Raw genomic sequence first — 17,620 nt, 5'->3', positions numbered from 1 at the left:
TGAACGGTTGTTTCCCGCCTGATTCACCTGAATACCCTCATTCGGGTCATGCCTGCTGCAAGCGTCTTAGCGGCAAATCGCTCTAGCCCGCCATCCTCCCGATGATCTTGACCTCACGTTAACCGTGGCTTGGTCGATAGCCCGAGTATCAGGCTATGGCACCCACTGAACTTCCTGATAGGCCATTGCTCTCAAGTGATGTCAATGTGCCTCTATCTGAATGGATTGCCGCGTTCAGCACAGCACAGCCGGCCCTTATTACCCGTGATGCAAAGAAAGGAGCTTTTCCACCCGGATTGGACCCCTAATTAAAAAGAGAAAACTATGAACATCCTTTCGCCTGGTATCTACCTGACCAATCGCCTGCGCTTCCCTGCCAAGTTTGCCGTTTTAGCCATCATTATCGTTATCCCGCTGATCGTTCTCGGTCTGCGGGTTTTCAACAGCCTGAATGCAAGCATCGACACCGTCGCGCAAGAGCGCGTTGGCCGTGAGTACCTGCAACTGACCACCCCCGTTCTGCGACTCTCCATGCTGCAGCGTGCGGTCAGTAACCGTCTGCTGGCCGGCGATGCCTCTGCCGCTCAGGATATGACCAGCAACCGCGCTCAGCTCGAGACTGCTCTTGCTAACCTTGCCGACATGGATGCGCGACAAGGGCAGCAGCTGGAAACCGAGAACCGCGTACAGCGCCTGCGCGAAAGCACCCGTTCCCTGATGGACAGTATCAAGCCAGGCCTGTCGCAGGATGAAGTGTTCGCCCAGTGGAATGAGCAACTGGCCCAGACACTCAACTTTATCTACTACGTCTCGGCTACCTCAGGCATGGTGCTGGACGAAGATTACGCCTCGCTGTTTCTGATCGACCTGAGCACCATCCGTATGCCCCGGGAAATCAACGTCGCCGGTCAGATCCGCGGTATTACGGCAGGTTTGATAACCGGTCAGGGGCTGAGTGTATCGATGCGCGGCTCGCTCGAGAGCCTGCTGAAGATCGAACTGCAATTTCGTGCGGAGCTGGAGCAAAGCATTCGACTGCTCAAGCGCCGTTCGCCAGAACTGGCCGCGCGCATCAGTGACCCGATCACTGCCTCTACAGCAGCGATGGACAGCTTTCGCGGCGACCTGCACGCGTACGTAAAAGGCACAGAGTTCTCGGTGCAGCAGGGGCAGGCGCTGAGTGCGCGCGGCAACGTCGTTGTTTCGGGCCTCTACAAGGCTCAGGACGAAATTCAGACTGCGCTTCAGGATGAGTTGAATACGCGCTACGACGCTCTGGTGCTGCAACGCGAAGTCGTCATTGCCATGTGCGTGGTCATGGGTTTGCTGCTGCTCTATGCGTTCTGCAGTATCTACCGCGCCTTGCGCCTGACCATCGACAGCCTGCTGGGCGTTACCCGCCGTCTGGGCGAGGGCGATCTGAGTGCCCGCGTAGCGGTCGTCAGCAAGGACGAAGTGGCGGATATCGCCAACGGCCTGAACCTGATGGCCGACGCCTTCGCCAGTTCTATCTCGCACATGGACCGCACCTCTTACGAACTGACGGATGTCGCGTCCCGGTTGGGCGCATCCATCGGCCTGGCCAAGCAGTCGATGAACGCGCAGCAGGCTGAAACGGAGCAAGTGGCGACCGCGATCAACGAGATGACCGCGAGCGTCGCCGACGTGGCGCAGAACACCGAAGGTGCTGCGCTGGCCGCCGATGAAGCGAACACTGCGTCACGTAACGGGCTGCGCATCATGCATCAGGCTCACTCGACCATTCAGGCGCTGGCCGAAGAAGTGGAACTCAGTGCCCAGAAAGTCCAGGCGCTGGCCCTGCACAGTCAGTCGATTGGTGGCGTTATCCAGGTCATCAGCACCATTGCCGATCAGACCAATCTGTTGGCCCTCAATGCTGCCATCGAAGCTGCGCGGGCGGGCGAGCAGGGTCGCGGTTTTGCCGTGGTGGCTGATGAAGTCCGGACGCTGGCTTCGCGCACTCAGGCGTCGACCGAAGAAATTCGCGGCATCATCCAGCAGCTGCAAGGTGCGACCGACGCTGCCGTGCAGCAGATGCAGGCCGGGCAGCAGAAGGCGCATGCGTGTATCAGTGCCGCCAGCGATGCCTCGGGCAGCCTGTCGAGCATCAGTCAGGGCGTGGAGCGTATCGTCGAGATGAACACGCAGATCGCCAGTGCTGCCGTACAGCAGCATGCGGTCTCCGAAGACATCAACCGCAATGTCATGGAGATTCGTAACAGCTCCGGGACGTTGATGCTGGGTATCGATAACAATGCGGTCACCGCCGATGAACTGGCGCGGGTCGCCAGCGACATGCGCAATGTCGTGGCGCGTTTCAAACTGACTGCCTGATTGAATCGGGGGCTGTTCAGCCCCCGATTTCCCTCCCGAATCGGCGCGCTCGCGCGGATTGCCTTTTTCCGATCAAGTTTTGCTCTTCTGCGGCCGATAGCTCTGGCGCGCGGGTTTGCTGTCCATAAAAACAAATCTCAGCTCTTTCGTTGCGCACAAAAAAGCATTTTCAGGAGATTTTATGAACAGCAGATTTGCGAATATCAGCGTCAACATGAAGTTGGCATTGGGCTTTGGGACCGTTCTTTTCTTCACGGCTGTCCTCGCCCTTGTTGGCTGGACCAGCCTCGACAAGCTCATCTATCGCACCGACCGAATCGGCGATATCACCAGGCTGAGTGACAACCTGACCACTCTGCGAATCGCGCGTCTGCAATACATGTTGACGGACGGCGATGAAACCGCAGCGCAGAACATGCGAAGCAAGCTGGATGTGTTCAAGGCGCAGCAGCAATCACTGCTCGTCAGCTTCAACAATCCGGTCAACCTCAAGCCGCTGCGCGAACTGGCCGATGTCACTCGCGACTATGAAGCATCCCTGAACAGCATGCGCGCCGCGTACCAGGCCGGTGCCAACGTGCGCAACGAGATGACCGCCAATGGCACAGCAGCGATGCAGGCCGTCGAGTCGTTGAACAATGCGGTCATGCAGATAGATCCTTCTGACCCGGCACGCTTCGATCTGGCCCAGTTGGCAAACAGCGCTCGGCAAGACCTGGTTCTGGTGCGTTATGAAGTGCGCGGCTATACCGGCAATCCGAATGACAAGACCGAGACAGCAGCTTTTCAGCAGCTCGATAGCGCGATCAGTCATCTGGACAGGCTCAAGGCCGCTTTTGGCACTGCCAACCGCGAACAGATCGCACAGTTTGAAAGCGCTTTACGCAATTACCGCAGCTCGGTCGATACCTTCAAGGCGACCACTCAGACAGCGGCGAGCGTGCGCAAGGATCTGACTACTCAAGGCGCCACCATCGTCAAGCTGGGCGAAGAGTTGTATGGCCTGCAGATGCAGATGGGCAAGGAAGACACCGCTCACGCGCGCAGCCTGCAGATGGGGTGTGTGGTGTTGGTCATGCTGCTGGGCATTCTTGCCGCTGTGGTCATCACGCGTCAGATCACTCGTCCATTGCGCGATACGCTGGCCATCGTCGAACGTATTGCGTCCGGCGACCTGACCCATACCGAAGCGGTCACCCGACGCGATGAACTGGGCGTCTTGCAGCAAGGCATCCAGCGCATGGGTACGACGCTGCGTGAACTGATCTCTGGTATTCGCGATGGCGTCACGCAGATTGCCAGCGCGGCCGAAGAACTGTCGGCGGTCACCGAGCAGACCAGTGCAGGGGTCAACAGCCAGAAGGTCGAGACCGACCAGGTGGCCACCGCCATGCATCAAATGTCGGCGACTGTTCATGAAGTGGCACGCAATGCCGAGCAGGCGTCCGTGGCGGCCTCCGATGCCGACAAGCAGGCGCGTGAAGGCGACAAGGTCGTCGGCGAGGCGATCCAGCAGATCGAACGACTGGCTGCCGAGGTGATTCGCTCATCTGACGCAATGAACGTGCTTGAGCAGGAAAGTGACAAGATCGGCAAGGTCATGGATGTGATCAAGGCGGTCGCCGAGCAGACCAACCTGCTGGCCCTCAATGCCGCCATCGAAGCCGCGCGTGCCGGGGAAGCCGGCCGGGGTTTTGCCGTGGTGGCCGACGAAGTTCGCGGCCTGGCGCAACGTACCCAGCAGTCCACCGAAGAAATCGAAGGGCTGGTGTCGGCCTTGCAGAATGGCACGCGTCAGGTGTCGGGCATCATGCTTGGCAGTCGCACGCTGACTGACAGCAGTGTCGAACTGACGCGCAGGGCCGGTACGTCGCTGGAAAGCATCACCCGTACGGTATCGAGCATTCAGGCGATGAACCAGCAGATCGCTGCGGCTGCCGAGCAACAAAGTTCGGTGGCCGACGAAATCAGCCGCAGCATCGTCAATGTTCGCGACGTATCCGAACAGACCGCCGAAGCCAGCGAAGAAACCGCAGCCTCCAGCGTCGAACTGGCACGCCTCGGTGGCCAGCTGCAGATGATGGTCAGCCACTTCCGGGTGTGATCCACCTGACGGTCATGCCCACGCGGAGCAGACGGACACTTATCGTTGCGCACGCTCCAGCGTGGGGATGCATTTGGTGAGGCTCTGCGTCACAGCTCCACGTCGCGCCACCTGCTCAAGAGAGGACGCGGAGCGTCCGGAACGGCATACCCACGCGGAGCATGGGCACGATAGGTGTTCTCATGAGCGCCTATCGTTCCTCACGCTCCAACATGGGCGCGATAATGTTCTTTTGCGCGACGCTAAACTGGCCTGAATAACGGGGCGATAGTTATATAACTATACGTTGGTATACCTCACTCATACTTACAGATAAACATGAGCTACTTTTGCAGGTTTCTAGTGTTGATCGAAACGCTATAAGCTTTACCTCACTGTACTGCAACTATTAACTCACGGCCTTTATCTGTTATCGCTGACTGCCTGTTTGCTTATAAAACGGGTGGGTCTGCGTCTGCGCGGCCGGCTCGAGGTGAGCAATGCATTCGATATTTGAATTCGGTAAAAGCCTGCGGACGCCCCGTTTCGTAAAACCCGGTGCACGCACGCCTTATTGGGCCGATGGTATTTGCCTGGCCATTCTGACGCTGTTCATTGGCCTGTTCATTTATGGTCTTGGCCAGATGATGCAGCCGCTGACCGTGCTGAATTCCAGCCCCATGAGCCTCGACCCGGCGCGCCTGCCCGAATATGCCTTGCGCACCACGCTGCGTATGTTCATCGCGCTGGGCGCTTCATTGATCTTCACTTTTGTCGTGGCCACGCTGGCAGCCAAAAGTCGCAAGGCCGAGCAGGTGATCATCCCGGCGCTGGATATTCTTCAGTCGGTGCCGGTGCTGGGTTTTCTGACGTTCACCGTGACCTTCTTCATGGGCCTGTTTCCCGGTCGGCAGATGGGCGTCGAATGCGCAGCGATCTTTGCCATCTTCACCAGTCAGGCCTGGAATCTCGCGTTCAGTTTCTATCAGTCACTGCGTACTGTGCCGAGTGATCTGAACGAAGTCAGCCGTCAGTTCGGGCTGTCTGCGGTATTGCGTTTTACACGCCTGGAACTGCCATTCGCCATTCCGGGGCTGGTGTGGAACATGATGATGTCGATGTCCGGCGGCTGGTTTTTCGTGGTCGCCTGCGAGGCCATTTCGGTCGGCGATACCACGGTCAATCTGCCGGGCATTGGGTCCTGGCTGGCGCTGGCCATCGAGCAGAAGAACCTGGCTGCGATTGCCTGGGCAGTGGGCGCAATGGCGCTGGTGATTCTGGCCTATGACCAATTGCTGTTCAGGCCTATCGTCGCCTGGGCGGACAAATTCCGCTTCGAGCAAACCGCATCGTCGAAGCGTCCGCGCTCATGGATGTACAGCCTGCTGGGCCGTTCCCGTGTGGCACCGATGCTGGGTTCGGTCCTGGCTGCACCGTGGAAGTGCCTTATGCTGATCGACTGGCGGGTGTTCTCCCGGCTGTGGAAAGTGAAGCTCACCCCAGGCGTCGCCCGTGTGCTCGACTACGCGTGGCTGGGGCTGGTCATGGCTGCCTGCCTGGCTGGCAGTGTGTACCTGTTCAGGTTCATCGAGGCGTCACTGGGCGCCAGCGACATGGTCACGGCCTTTGGTCTGGGCTTGGCGACGATGGTGCGTGTGATCGTACTGATCGTTATCGCAAGCCTGATCTGGGTCCCCGTCGGTATCTGGATCGGCCTGCGTCCGGTCTGGGCTGAACGCTTGCAGCCAATCGCGCAGTTCATGGCGGCGTTCCCGGCCAACGTTCTGTTTCCTTTTGCGGTGATCGCGATTGTCGGCCTGCACCTGAACCCGGACATCTGGCTGTCGCCGCTGATGGTGCTCGGCACCCAGTGGTACATCCTGTTCAACGTGATCGCCGGGGCCAGTGCCTTGCCGACTGACCTGCGCGAAGCGGCGACCATGTTCAACATGCGCGGCTGGCAGTGGTGGCGCCGTGTCGCGCTGCCCGGCGTGTTTCCCTACTACATCACCGGTGCGCTGACCGCGTCGGGTGGTTCGTGGAACGCCAGTATCGTCGCCGAAGCGGTTTCCTGGGGCGATCAGCACCTGGAAGCTGCAGGCCTGGGGTCATACATCGCCAATGCGACCCAGGCGGGCGACTTTCCACGCGTCGCACTGGGCATCGTGGTCATGTCGGTCTTCGTGATTGCGTTCAACCGGTTGCTGTGGCGCCCCCTGTACGGGTTTGCCGAGCGACGTCTGAGTCTTGTCTGATCTTGTGTAAGGGGAGGGCGCCATCATGATGGCTGTCGAAACGCGTTGCCTGGTAGATGTTCAGAAGGTCCGACATGTGTACGGCAAAGGCAGCAAAGAGCGCCTGGTGCTGGATGACGTGACACTGACGCTCAACGAGAACGAAATAGTGGGCCTGCTGGGCCGGTCCGGTTCGGGCAAGTCGACCCTGCTGCGCTCCATCGCCGGGCTGGTGGTGCCCACCGAAGGTGAGGTGAATTTCCCGCGCCGTGCGCAAGGGCGGGCGATGTCGGTGGGCATGGTGTTCCAGAGCTTTGCGCTGTTTCCCTGGCTGACCGTGCTGGAAAACGTCGAAGTCGGCCTTGAAGCACAAGGTGTGCTCGCCGCGGTACGCCGCAAGCGCGCACTGGCGGCCATCGATCTGATCGGCCTGGACGGTTTCGAGAGCGCTTATCCCAAAGAGCTGTCCGGAGGCATGCGTCAGCGGGTGGGCATGGCGCGCGCGCTGGTCATCGATCCTGACGTGCTATTGATGGACGAACCGTTTTCTGCGCTCGACGTGCTCACCGCCGAAACCCTGCGCACTGACTTGCTGGACATGTGGAGCGAAGGGCGCATGCCCATCAAGTCGATCCTGATGGTGACGCATAACATCGCCGAAGCCGTGCTGATGTGCGACCGCATCCTGCTGTTCTCCTCCAATCCTGGGCGGGTGATCAGCGAGATAAAGGTCGATCTGCCCCAGCCGCGCAACCGCCAGGACCCGATCTTCCGGGCGCTGGTGGAAGAAATCTACGTGCTGATGACCCAGGACAACGACGCCGGCGAGATTCGTCAGGGCGTGTTTCCGGGTACCGGGCTGGGAATGGTGTTGCCGCAGGTTTCCACCAACGCACTGGCCGGGCTGATCGAGGCGATTCACGCGCCGCCCTACAGCCTCAAAGCCGACCTGCCGGAGCTGGCTGCTGCGCTGCACTACAACGCCGACGAGCTGTTTCCGATTGCCGAAGTGCTGCAACTACTGCGCTTCGCTGAACTGAAGGGCGGCGACATTCGCCTGCTGCCAGCCGCCAATCGCTATGCGCTGGCGGATGTCGACGAGCGCAAGCAACTGTTCGCCCAGCACCTGCTGAGCTTCGTGCCGCTGGTGGCGCACATTCGGCGGGTGCTGGATGATCGTCCCACGCACACGGCACCGGCACGGCGCTTTCGCGATCAACTCGAAGACTTCATGTCTGAAAGCGATGCCATGCAGACCCTCAACGCAGTGATTCAATGGGGGCGCTACGCGGAGTTGTTCGCCTATGACGAACTGGCTGATCAGTTCAGCCTGGACAACCCGTCCTGAGGTTTGTAGGACATACTCAACGGGCCTTTTGCAACCAGCGGGATGATGCGCATGCGTGAACCGGAATCCTACGGCAAGGCCGCTATGGCGGTGCGGCTGATCGCTTTGCTGATGCTGGCGCTGGTCATTGCGGTTGCCGATACCTTGACCGACCTGGAAATCGCCGTGGGCGTATTCCAGATTGTTGTGGTGCTGCTGGCGGTCAGGTTCCTGCCGGCCACAGGCGTTATCGCGATGGCGTTGCTGTGCATGGTGCTGACCGTGATCAGTTATGAGATGACGACCTCCAGAGGCAGTGAGGCGTCCGGGCTGATCAATTGCATTATCAGCCTTTCGGCCATCGCCATGACCACCTGGCTGGCGCTGCGCATGGCGCTGGCCATTCGCTCGGTACATGAGGCGCGCTCACAGCTGGCGCGGATCGCACGGGTCAATCAACTGGGTGAACTGACGGCGTCCATTGCCCACGAGATCAATCAGCCGCTGTCGGCCATTGTCACCAGCGGCAATGCCTGCCAGCGCTGGCTGGCCACCGAGCCGGTCAATCTGGAAAAGGCCCGGCAGGCCGTCGACCGCATGATCAGTGACGCGAACCGCGCAGGCGACATCATCGTGCGGGTGCGCGCCCTGGCGAAGCGTTCGTCCACTCACAAGGAGTGGATCAGCGTGGCCGATACCGTCGCCGAGATCGTGGCGCTGGCACACAGCGAGATAGAGGGGCAGGGCGTCGCACTGCTGGTCGACGTTCCGGAGGGCCTGCCGCCGCTGCTGGCTGATCGGGTGCAGATCCAGCAAGTGTTGCTGAACCTGATGCTCAACGGCGTCGATGCGATGAAAAAGCTCGAGGCGGATCAGGCGCAACTGGAGATTCGGGTGGGCTGGCATGACGGCGGCGATATCGGATTTGCGGTCAGCGACAGTGGTATCGGCGTGCAGCCGGAAAACATCCATCGGTTGTTCGACGCGTTCTACACCACCAAGGAGGAAGGCATGGGGATCGGTCTGGCGATCAGTCGTTCGATCATCGAAGCTCATGGCGGGCGCATCTGGGTCACGCCCAACCCTGCAATCGGTGCTACGTTTCACTTCACCCTGCCCACCGGAAAGATGGAAACCTGATGAGCACAGCCGCCACCGCCTCACCGACCGAAGAGCCGATCATCTACGTCCTCGATGACGACCTGTCGGTGCGCTCCTCGCTGGAGGACCTGCTGGCCTCGGTCGGATTGCGCAGCATGCTGTTCGGCTCGACCCGCGAGTTTCTGGACACCCCGCGCCCTGATGCGCCGGGCTGCCTGATTCTGGACATCCGCATGCCGGGCATGAGTGGCCTGGATTTTCAGGAGCATATGGCCAGGTCAGGGATTTCCCTGCCGGTCATTTTCATCACCGGGCATGGCGACATTCCCATGTCCGTACGGGCCATGAAGGCCGGTGCGGTGGAGTTTCTGACCAAGCCCTTCCGTGACCAGGACTTGCTCGACGCCATTCAGCAGGGGTTGGCGCAGGATCGCAGCCGGCGCCAGAGTGCCGCCGTGGGTGCCGAACTGCAGCGCCGCCACGCCAGCCTCAATCTCGGTGAGCAGCAGGTGATGGAGCTGGTGGTCAGCGGCCTGCTCAACAAACAGATTGCAGCCCGGCTGAACGTGAGTGAAATCACCGTCAAGGTCCGCCGTGGTTCGGTGATGCGCAAGATGGAAGCCGATTCCCTGGCCGACCTCGTCAAGTTCGCCGAGCGCCTCAAAGAGCTGCACTGATCGACGACTCACACCGAGCCCTCATCGTTATACACAAGTCCGCTTTTGATTCTGGCCGGAGGCCGCTACAGCCTCCAGAAACAGGACGTTTGTACTCAGCGGCTGACTAATTCACCAATTGCGGCAGTACATAGTTGCGCACCACGTACAGCGAACCTTCTGCGCTCAAGTGTCCCGAGTCGATCTGCAGCAGAGAGCGGTTGTCTTCCAGGCGTACCCGGCAGGCATCGGCGACGCACAGTTTGTCGATCAGTGACACGAACTGGATGCCTGCCGATGCGGCCAGTGCGCGGGTTGCCTGATCCACCAGCATGACGCTTTGATCCAGAGCCGGATCGCGGATGTGCGATTCGCTCAGCCCCCAATGACGGTTGGCGATGACGCTGGGCAGCGACGGGTTCCACTGCGGGACCGGGCCGATCAGCACGATATGCTTCACGCCAAGGCTCTTGAGCCGGGTCGCTATCTGCGTCCAGTCGGTCTTGTCATGCCCGTCCTTCTGCGCGATGACCACGATGTCCGGACGCAGCTTTTCGATGCCCTGCAGGGCCGTTCTGTTGGAGTAGTCACAGGCCCTGCTGGTCGCAGAGGTACGTCCTTGATGGTCACTCAGAGCGGGGCGGCAACTGGCTGAGGCGACCTGATAGAAGGGCGTGCTGTGTGTCAGCAAGGTACGCAAGCCGAGCGACAGCGCCTGCGCGTGAGAGTCGCCCCACAGGAACACGCCGCCCGCACCTTGCTTGCGCGTGCAGGCTTCGTCGATGGCTGATTGGCCGCGTTGGGTCAGGGCAGAGAAGGCATCACATTTCAGCCAGTAAGGCTCATACAGGTTGTGCTGACGATCAGCGTATTCCTGAATGAAACGCGCCTTGTCCGAAACGCTGACCGGGCGCAGTGGCGATACCACGCCGCCGGTCGCACTCACCAGTGCTCCGCAGACGAATACCAGAGCGATCAGCGTGCCGAACGTGGCATATCTGCTGCGCTGATCAGACGACGGCCTGCTGGCGTTCTGCTCGATCAGCCACCATGAGACCAGACCCAGCGTCACGGCCATGCCGATGCCCACCAGCACTGCGCGGGTCTCGCCCAGTAACCCGGCGTCATTCATCCACACCACCACCGGCCAATGCCAAAGGTACAGCGAGTACGACCGTGTGCCGGTCCATTGGGCGAGCGGGTTACAGGTCAGCAGTGAGTCGTTGCGTGCGGCGACGATCACCGCGAACGTCCCCAGCACCGGCATCAGCACCAGATAACCCGGCCACGTGTCCTGCACGGACAGCAGAAAGAAACCGGCCACGATCAGCGTCAGTCCGATGTGTTCCAGAACGCGCTGCTGCAGGGCCTTCAATTGCAGCGGGAACAGACAGGCGACGCCACCTGCCAGCAACTCCCAGGCGCGGGTCGGCAGCAGGTAAAACGCCGCCTCCGGCCATTGCGAGGAGGCATACACGCACGCTACAAAGCCTGTCAGGCTTGCGCCCAGTACCCACCAGCGCAGGTTGTGCAGCGCGACGAAGCGACTGAGTATCAGCAGCACGATCGGGTACAGCAGGTAGAACTGCCATTCCACCGACAGCGACCAGGTGTGCAGCAGCCATTTCTCATGGGCACTGGCGGTGAAATACCCCGCCTCACGCCAATAGACAATGTTGGAAACGAACCCCAGGCTGCTCGCCACGTGTGTGCCCAGCGCGCGGTAGTCCAGCGGCAGCAGGGAAAACCAGCCCAGCAGCAGCAAGGCAAAACACAGCGCAGCGAGGGCCGGGACGATGCGCCTGGCCCGTGACGTGTAGAACGTCGCCAGCCTGAACTTACCGCTCCTCAAGCCGCGCAGGATGATCCCGGTGATCAGATACCCCGAGATCACGAAAAACACGTCTACACCGGCAAAGCCACCAGGCAGCCATTCGGGGTGAAAGTGGAAGAGCAGTACCGCAATCACTGCGATGGCGCGCAGGCCATTGATGTCTTTTCTGAAGTCCATTTGAGAAAGCCATCCGTTGGCTGATCGTGAGGAAGAGGCTGCCGGTGATCAGCCGAAACGTGTCGGCGGCCAGCGCGGTGATGATGGGGTGGCGGTCAGCGTGCAGTCGACGACAGACCGGGCGTATGGCTCGCAGACGGTTCTCTGCCGGCAATCACATGACCAATGGCCAGGCCGATGAACAGGTTGGCAACAGCGACCTCGAACATGTCGGTGGTCCAGCTGATCAGGCACCAGCAGAAGCTGATTGCCAGCAGCATATGGCCGACACGGGTCTGATCATCGATCAGTCGGAACAACAGCGAAATCTGCAGCGTATACAGCAGCAAGCCGAGCACGCCCAGCATTGCCCAGAGGTACAGGGCGGAGCTGTCCATACCGAGAAAGACCCCGGCGCCGTCCACCGGAAACAGCCCCATCGTGCTGCCGACCATGCCGAAGCCTGCGCCGCTGATCATCCAGCCTTCGCGACTCATCGCATTGATCAGGCCGGGCCAGGTGTTGATCATCCGGTCATACAGCGAGGCCAGAGAGCCGCCGCTGCTGACCGCGTAGGCATCAGGACTCACGATCAGCCCAAGCGCCGGCAACAGCAGACCGATGCCCACCACCACGGTGCACACTGTCCTGCAGGTCCAGCTCATCCGCCGCAACAACAGCAGCACGATGGTCAGCGCGAAGGCCGCGGCTGGCGCTTTGCTGGTGGTCAGCACGATGGCGTAAAGCGCCACTGCACTCAGCAACAACATCATCAGGCGCGAGCGCAGGAACATGATCAGGTACAGCGTGTAGAAGGCGATCATGATCGACAGCACGTTGGACACTCTGGCGAAACCGGCAATGCGATCCACCTCGTCCGCACTCCATGAGGTATTGGCGCTCAACTGGGTTTCACCGACGCTGTAGCTGTAGCCCTTCCACGGCACGGAGGTGAGCTTGTCCATGGCAATCCCCAGTAGTGAGGCCAGCAGGCAGAACGCAATGGCGCGGTACAACAGCTTGCGGCGATACAGCAGGTGCCGGCCACATACCAGGCCGAATACCAGCGGGCTCAGCGCGAACAGGCTAAACGCCAGGTTGTGCACGCTGGCGCGATGCAGCATGGCCAGCAGCCCGGAAAGCAGCCACAGAATCATGAATGTCCAGAACAGCCTTCCTGCCCTGAAGGTGCGCAGTTCGAGCGCAAACAGCAGGATGCAGGCGGCTTTGGGCAGATAGAGCAGGGGACTGAGACCTGCCTGATCGAAGTAGAAGCGCAAGGCTCCGGAAAAGGTCTCGACCAGCATCAGGCCGATGGCGACCCACACCACCACCGTGGACTTGTCAAAGGACATCAACGACGACCTGGCGTCGACGCCGTTCGCAGTATTCAACGCCATGCTGGCTGCCTTGTGAAATACGTCAGGGGAATTGCGCGGACAAAGCTACCGCCCGACGATCACGGGGACGTGTCGACACAGGCAGGCTTTGGGAGATGGGGGTCTGGAGCGGACGCTCGCAACGGCATGACAACAGGTATATCAGTCGCAGTTGGGGCAACTGTCAATTAATTAGTCAGGATTAATGGTTATGCGCCGCACGACCCGTGCCCGGGACAGGACGCGGAGCGTCCAGGACGGCGTGCCCACGCTGGAGCATGGGCACGATAGTGTTCCTGAGAACCCCTGTCGTTCCTCACGCTCCAGCCCAGACACTTATCGTTCCTCACGCTCGTGGGAATGCCCTTCGTGACGCTCTCCGTCACCCATCTGCGGATTACGGGTACTTGCGTCTGTCCGGTGCAGGCGGGAAGTACTGATAGAGCCAGGTCTCGCTCAGCGTACGGTCGCCAGTGCGGATGAACATGCGCATTTCGACCGGCTCGACCGAGTCGCTGTCCGGTACCCAGTCGAAGGTGACGCGGTAGCCCTTGATGTCCGGCAGCACGAGGATGTTGAAGTCCTGCACCTTGCCATGAGTGACCGTGACGATGGGTTCGATTCCGGTGCCTTCCGGCAAGCGATCCAGACCGCCGCCGTTGAAGTCCACCGCGAAGCGACGGGCCCAGGTTGTCGGGTAATGCTCGCCCGGTGCCCAGCCTTCGAGGAAGCCGCCCATGCCTGAGCGTGTCGCGTGGACCTGTGCCAGCGGCGTGCTCACCGGCGGCAGCGGGCTCCAGAACAGCTTGTAGCCGAAGTTCATCGAATCCCCGGCCTTGACCGGCGTCTTCGGTGTCCAGAACACCACGATGTTGTCCATCGTCTCGCCGGTGGTCGGCAGTTCCAGCAGGCTGACCTCGCCTTCGCCCCACGCCGTGATCGGCTCGACCCACAGGCTTGGACGGCGGCTGTACCAGACGACCGTGTCCTGGTAGCTGGAGAATTCATGATCGCTCTGTACCAGCCCGAAACCTTTCGGATCGGTGTCGGAGAACGCACTGAATTGTGGTTTGGCCGGGTTGTTCAGCGGACGGCAGATCCACTCACCGTTGCCACGCCACATCGACAGGCGATCCGAGTCGTGGATTTGCGGGTGGATGGTGTCGCACATGCGGCGTTCGTGAGTGCCGCAGCTGAACATGCTGGTCATCGGTGAAATGCCCAGCTGCTGGATATCGGTACGCGCATTGACGTGCGCGTCGATTTCCATGACCACCTGGCCAGCCTGACAGTCGATGTCGAAGCGGTAGGCACCGGTCGCGCTCGGCGAATCGAGCAGTGCGTAAACCACGAAGCGCGTCGCGTTCTTGTCCGGTGTTTCAAACCAGAACTTGGTGAAGTCCGGGAATTCTTCCTGACGCTTGGCGTAACTGTCGATGGCCAGGCCGCGGGCCGAGAGGCCGTATTGCTTGTTGCTGTCAACGGCGCGGAAGTAGCTGGCGCCGAGGAACGAAACGACGTCATTGATGGCGATTTCAGGCGCCTTGAACAGCTTGAAACCGGCAAAGCCCAGGTCGCCCTTGACCTGGTTCTTGTCGATGCCGCTGTTCTCGTAGTTGAACAGGTCATGGCGGAAGTGCACTTCGCGCGCCTGCTTGCTCTGCGGATCGACGCTGTACATGCGCACGGGCGTCTTGAAGCCCATGCCGACGTGGAAGAAATGCACGTCGAGCTGGCCGTGGACGTCTTTCCACAGCGAGTGATTCGGGTCGTAGCGGATGGCATTGAATTGCTGCGGCGTCATGTTCGCAAGTACCGGTGGCAGCACCTGCTTGTTGCTCACATACCCTTTGCTCGCAAGCTTCTTGGCATGCGCCTGCAACTCTGCAAAATCGAAGTGTTCGATCTCGCCATCGGCTGCGGCGGCCAGTGCCCGCGCAGCAAAAAGCCCTGAGGCCGATACGCTGCCGTAGGCGGCCAACGCCATGGACGCTTTCAGGAGATTTCTGCGATTCATAAAGGTGAAGCCTCTGAGTAATTCTGTGCGTCCTGCACAAAAAATGGCGCGCCAACGACTCCTTGCCGAACGCAAACTACCCACAACAGATAACAAAGACGAGATACGGTTCGGAAATTGGCCAAAAAAAAACGTCGATCATGGGTAATGAATCCGGCGTATTGACGGCTATGACGCTGTTTTTTTACTCGCTTTAGACTAATCGATTAAGCGCATCGCCGCTTGGCGCAAGGCTTTCAGACGATCGGGGCAAGAAGCGCCGATCAACTCGATGCCTTCGGCCGACGCTAAAAACTTTTTTGCCAAGCAATATTCAGCAATCATTTTGCTGACGCACGGGCTCGCCACCTGCACAACTTCCGGTCGATCTTCCCGTTGGGCAGCGCCGCTATCGCACATTCGTTCAGCTAATAGTCCTGACGAAAGTTTCACTCCGCGTGTTATATCGTAACGCTATGATTCACTGGCATTCAGATGCCAATGCAGGGCTCTCCAAAGGGCGATAAATAAGCGGGTGCCGGGGTAGTGATGCGGGTTGATTTGGATGAGCACGAAGGCCTTGAAGGCCTGCCGCGTTTTCAAATGGCGGTGCAACAGGTTCGGCGTCTGGGACGATTGATGTATGTGACCGGTGGGGCAGGAGCATTCGGGCTGCTGCTGGCGTTGTCCATCGATCTGTTTTCCCCTGGCTCTTTGTGGATGGCTGTGCTGTGCAACGCCTCGGCGGCGTTGTTTCTGCTCACGGCGGGCTTGCAGTCGGCGCGACATGTCGCGCTGTGGCGGGCTCGCGCGCTGCGTTCGCCGGATGCGGACACGCTCGACGAAAACCTGTCTGCTGGCGACGAGAGCGGCTGGTACGAGCGCCTGCTTGAACGGCTGAGTGATTTCGGCAAATCGCTGGTCAGGCATGTGGGCAGCTCGGCCCTGTGGCTTGCCGGTTGGGCGGTGCTGGCGTTGATCGTCGTTCGCGCCTTCTGGAACCTGGCGCTGTCCGGTGCCGACCTCTCCACCGCCGGTAGCCTGGCCGGCAGCGTTATGCTGCTGTTGGCGTTCGGGCTGCTGGTCATCGAGCGACAGCTGAGCAGCGAGTCCGACAGTCAGTCGCCGGAGGCCGGAGCGCTGGCGCAACTGGTGCGCATGACGCTCATCGTTCTGCTGATTGGCGCGCTGTGCCTGTTCTTCTCCAGTGCAGAGCGTGTCTGGCCTGCGCGGCTGGCGGTGTTGATCGGCCTGCTGCCGCTTGGCGTGGCGCTGGAGTTCCTGCTGCGCGCTGTGCTGTCGGTGTTCAGCCCGCGCAACCCACGTAGCGAACCGCGCCTGCTGGCCGCCAGTTTCATCGCTGACCTGTTGCGCTGGCCGCCGCGCCCGCTGCTCGCCCTGCAGCACGAACTGCACAACCGTTTCGGCATCGATCTGCGCCAGATCTGGGCCTTTACCTACATGCGTCGCGCCTTTTTGCCGGTGCTGGCGGTGGTCGCAGCGCTGGGCTGGGTGCTGAGCGGCGTGCATGAAATCCCCATGCAGGGGCGGGGCATTTATGAGCGCTTCGGCAAGCCGGTCGATGTATTCGGTCCCGGTCTGCATGTGGGTTTGCCTTGGCCGTTCGGGCGCGTGCTGGCGGTTGAAAACGGCGTGGTTCATGAGCTGGCGACCAGCGTTTCTGCCGCCGACACCTTCGAGCAGACGCTGGACCCGGCCGAAGGCCCGCCACCGGGCAGCGCCAACCGTCTGTGGGATGCCAGCCATATCAACGAAAAATCCCAGGTCATTGCCAGCAGCGCCGGCGACAAGCAGAGCTTTCAGATCGTCAACATGGATGTGCGATTCGTCTACCGCATTGGTCTGACGGATGCCGCAGCCATGGCGTCGACCTATAACAGCGCTGACATTCCGGCCTTGATTCGCAGCACGGCCAGCCGGGTGCTGGTGCATGATTTTGCTTCGCGCACGCTGGATGAACTGCTCGGCGAACAGCGTAGCGAGCTGGCCGATGACATCGGCAAGGCCGTGCAGGCCGACTTGCAGCGTCTGGACAGCGGCGTCGAATTGCTCGCCACGGTGGTTGAAGCCATCCACCCGCCCGCCGGTGCTGCCAACGCCTATCATGCTGTTCAGGCTGCGCAGATCGGTGCACAGGCGCTGATCTCCCGCGAACGCGGCGCGGCCAGCGACAAGGCCAATCAGGCGCAGCTCAATGCCAGCGTGGCGCGTGATCAGGCCAGTGCCGCCGCCCGCGAGATTCTGGCCGGCGCACAGGGTGCAGACCTGCGCTTCAGTGCTGAACGTCAGGCCTATGCCAAGGCAGGCCAGGCGTTTTTGCTGGAGCAATACCTGGCCCAACTGACCGAGGGCCTGGGCAATGCGAAGTTGCTGATACTGGATCATCGTCTGGGCGGCGACAGTGCGCCGACCATCGACCTGCGTACCTTCACCCCCCCGGCAGACCCAACGGCGCCGCGTAAAGCCGTTCAGTAAGGA

The 17,620-nt window shown here is 60.5% G+C and carries 10 protein-coding genes and 1 pseudogene; 8 read left to right on the top strand and 3 right to left on the bottom strand.

Features of this window, described 5'->3' with window-relative positions:
* Nucleotides 1-324: 324 nt before the first annotated feature.
* The 7 genes and pseudogenes from V476_RS10385 (at nucleotide 325) to V476_RS10360 (ending at nucleotide 9,777) form a co-directional block, all read left to right on the top strand.
* Entirely contained in the window at nucleotides 325-2,355 is a 2,031-nt protein-coding gene (locus V476_RS10385; RefSeq protein WP_024959017.1) for a methyl-accepting chemotaxis protein, read from the top strand.
* Between the two features lie 181 nt (nucleotides 2,356-2,536).
* A pseudogene (locus tag V476_RS29305) lies at nucleotides 2,537-3,556 on the top strand (methyl-accepting chemotaxis protein); the annotation flags it as partial.
* A 39-nt stretch (nucleotides 3,557-3,595) separates the two neighbouring features.
* Nucleotides 3,596-4,459, top strand: coding sequence for a methyl-accepting chemotaxis protein (locus V476_RS29300; protein ID WP_373365895.1), 864 nt, complete (start codon nucleotides 3,596-3,598; stop codon nucleotides 4,457-4,459).
* A 479-nt stretch (nucleotides 4,460-4,938) separates the two neighbouring features.
* Nucleotides 4,939-6,693, top strand: coding sequence for an ABC transporter permease (locus V476_RS10375; RefSeq protein WP_024663810.1), 1,755 nt, complete (start codon nucleotides 4,939-4,941; stop codon nucleotides 6,691-6,693).
* Nucleotides 6,694-6,715: 22 nt separating this feature from the next.
* Entirely contained in the window at nucleotides 6,716-8,020 is a 1,305-nt protein-coding gene (locus V476_RS10370) for an ABC transporter ATP-binding protein (protein WP_024959019.1), read from the top strand.
* Between the two features lie 51 nt (nucleotides 8,021-8,071).
* Entirely contained in the window at nucleotides 8,072-9,139 is a 1,068-nt protein-coding gene (locus V476_RS10365) for a sensor histidine kinase (RefSeq protein ID WP_024959020.1), read from the top strand.
* The gene (locus tag V476_RS10360; RefSeq protein WP_003340244.1) at nucleotides 9,139-9,777 is read left to right on the top strand and encodes a response regulator transcription factor; all 639 of its coding nucleotides are present in this window, start codon (nucleotides 9,139-9,141) and stop codon (nucleotides 9,775-9,777) included. The genes V476_RS10365 and V476_RS10360 overlap by 1 nt, the downstream gene beginning before the upstream one ends.
* Nucleotides 9,778-9,883: 106 nt before the next feature.
* Here the strand turns inward: V476_RS10360 and V476_RS10355 are convergent, their stop codons facing one another.
* From V476_RS10355 to V476_RS10345, 3 genes are all read right to left on the bottom strand, one after another.
* Nucleotides 9,884-11,767: an acyltransferase family protein gene (locus tag V476_RS10355; RefSeq protein ID WP_024959021.1), complete on the bottom strand. Its 1,884-nt coding sequence runs from the start codon at nucleotides 11,765-11,767 to the stop codon at nucleotides 9,884-9,886.
* A gap of 95 nt (nucleotides 11,768-11,862) precedes the next feature.
* Nucleotides 11,863-13,146: a membrane protein gene (locus V476_RS10350; RefSeq protein WP_024959022.1), complete on the bottom strand. Its 1,284-nt coding sequence runs from the start codon at nucleotides 13,144-13,146 to the stop codon at nucleotides 11,863-11,865.
* Between the two features lie 376 nt (nucleotides 13,147-13,522).
* Nucleotides 13,523-15,142: a glucan biosynthesis protein D gene (locus tag V476_RS10345; protein ID WP_024663184.1), complete on the bottom strand. Its 1,620-nt coding sequence runs from the start codon at nucleotides 15,140-15,142 to the stop codon at nucleotides 13,523-13,525.
* Between the two features lie 528 nt (nucleotides 15,143-15,670).
* On the opposite strand from V476_RS10345, the gene hflK reads away from it, so the two are divergent.
* Entirely contained in the window at nucleotides 15,671-17,617 is a 1,947-nt protein-coding gene (gene hflK, locus V476_RS10335; protein WP_024959024.1) for a protease modulator HflK, read from the top strand.
* The last annotated feature ends 3 nt before the right edge of the window (nucleotides 17,618-17,620 follow it).

It is taken from the genome of Pseudomonas syringae KCTC 12500, from assembly GCF_000507185.2.
Classification (GTDB): Bacteria; Pseudomonadota; Gammaproteobacteria; order Pseudomonadales; family Pseudomonadaceae; genus Aquipseudomonas; species Aquipseudomonas syringae.
Note: the sequence above shows the minus strand (reverse complement) of the source record. Positions and strands in the feature narration are given on the sequence as shown.

What these genes read in the sequence shown, in the direction of transcription:
- hflK (WP_024959024.1), top strand. Translation starts at nt 15,671, where the DNA reads ATGCGGGTTGATTTGGATGAGCACGAAGGCCTTGAAGGCCTGCCGCGT.
- V476_RS10375 (WP_024663810.1), top strand. Translation starts at nt 4,939, where the DNA reads ATGCATTCGATATTTGAATTCGGTAAAAGCCTGCGGACGCCCCGTTTC.
- V476_RS10350 (WP_024959022.1), bottom strand. Translation starts at nt 13,146, where the DNA reads ATGGCGTTGAATACTGCGAACGGCGTCGACGCCAGGTCGTCGTTGATG.
- V476_RS10365 (WP_024959020.1), top strand. Translation starts at nt 8,072, where the DNA reads ATGCGTGAACCGGAATCCTACGGCAAGGCCGCTATGGCGGTGCGGCTG.
- V476_RS10360 (WP_003340244.1), top strand. Translation starts at nt 9,139, where the DNA reads ATGAGCACAGCCGCCACCGCCTCACCGACCGAAGAGCCGATCATCTAC.
- V476_RS10345 (WP_024663184.1), bottom strand. Translation starts at nt 15,142, where the DNA reads ATGAATCGCAGAAATCTCCTGAAAGCGTCCATGGCGTTGGCCGCCTAC.
- V476_RS29300 (WP_373365895.1), top strand. Translation starts at nt 3,596, where the DNA reads ATGGGTACGACGCTGCGTGAACTGATCTCTGGTATTCGCGATGGCGTC.
- V476_RS10385 (WP_024959017.1), top strand. Translation starts at nt 325, where the DNA reads ATGAACATCCTTTCGCCTGGTATCTACCTGACCAATCGCCTGCGCTTC.
- V476_RS10355 (WP_024959021.1), bottom strand. Translation starts at nt 11,767, where the DNA reads ATGGACTTCAGAAAAGACATCAATGGCCTGCGCGCCATCGCAGTGATT.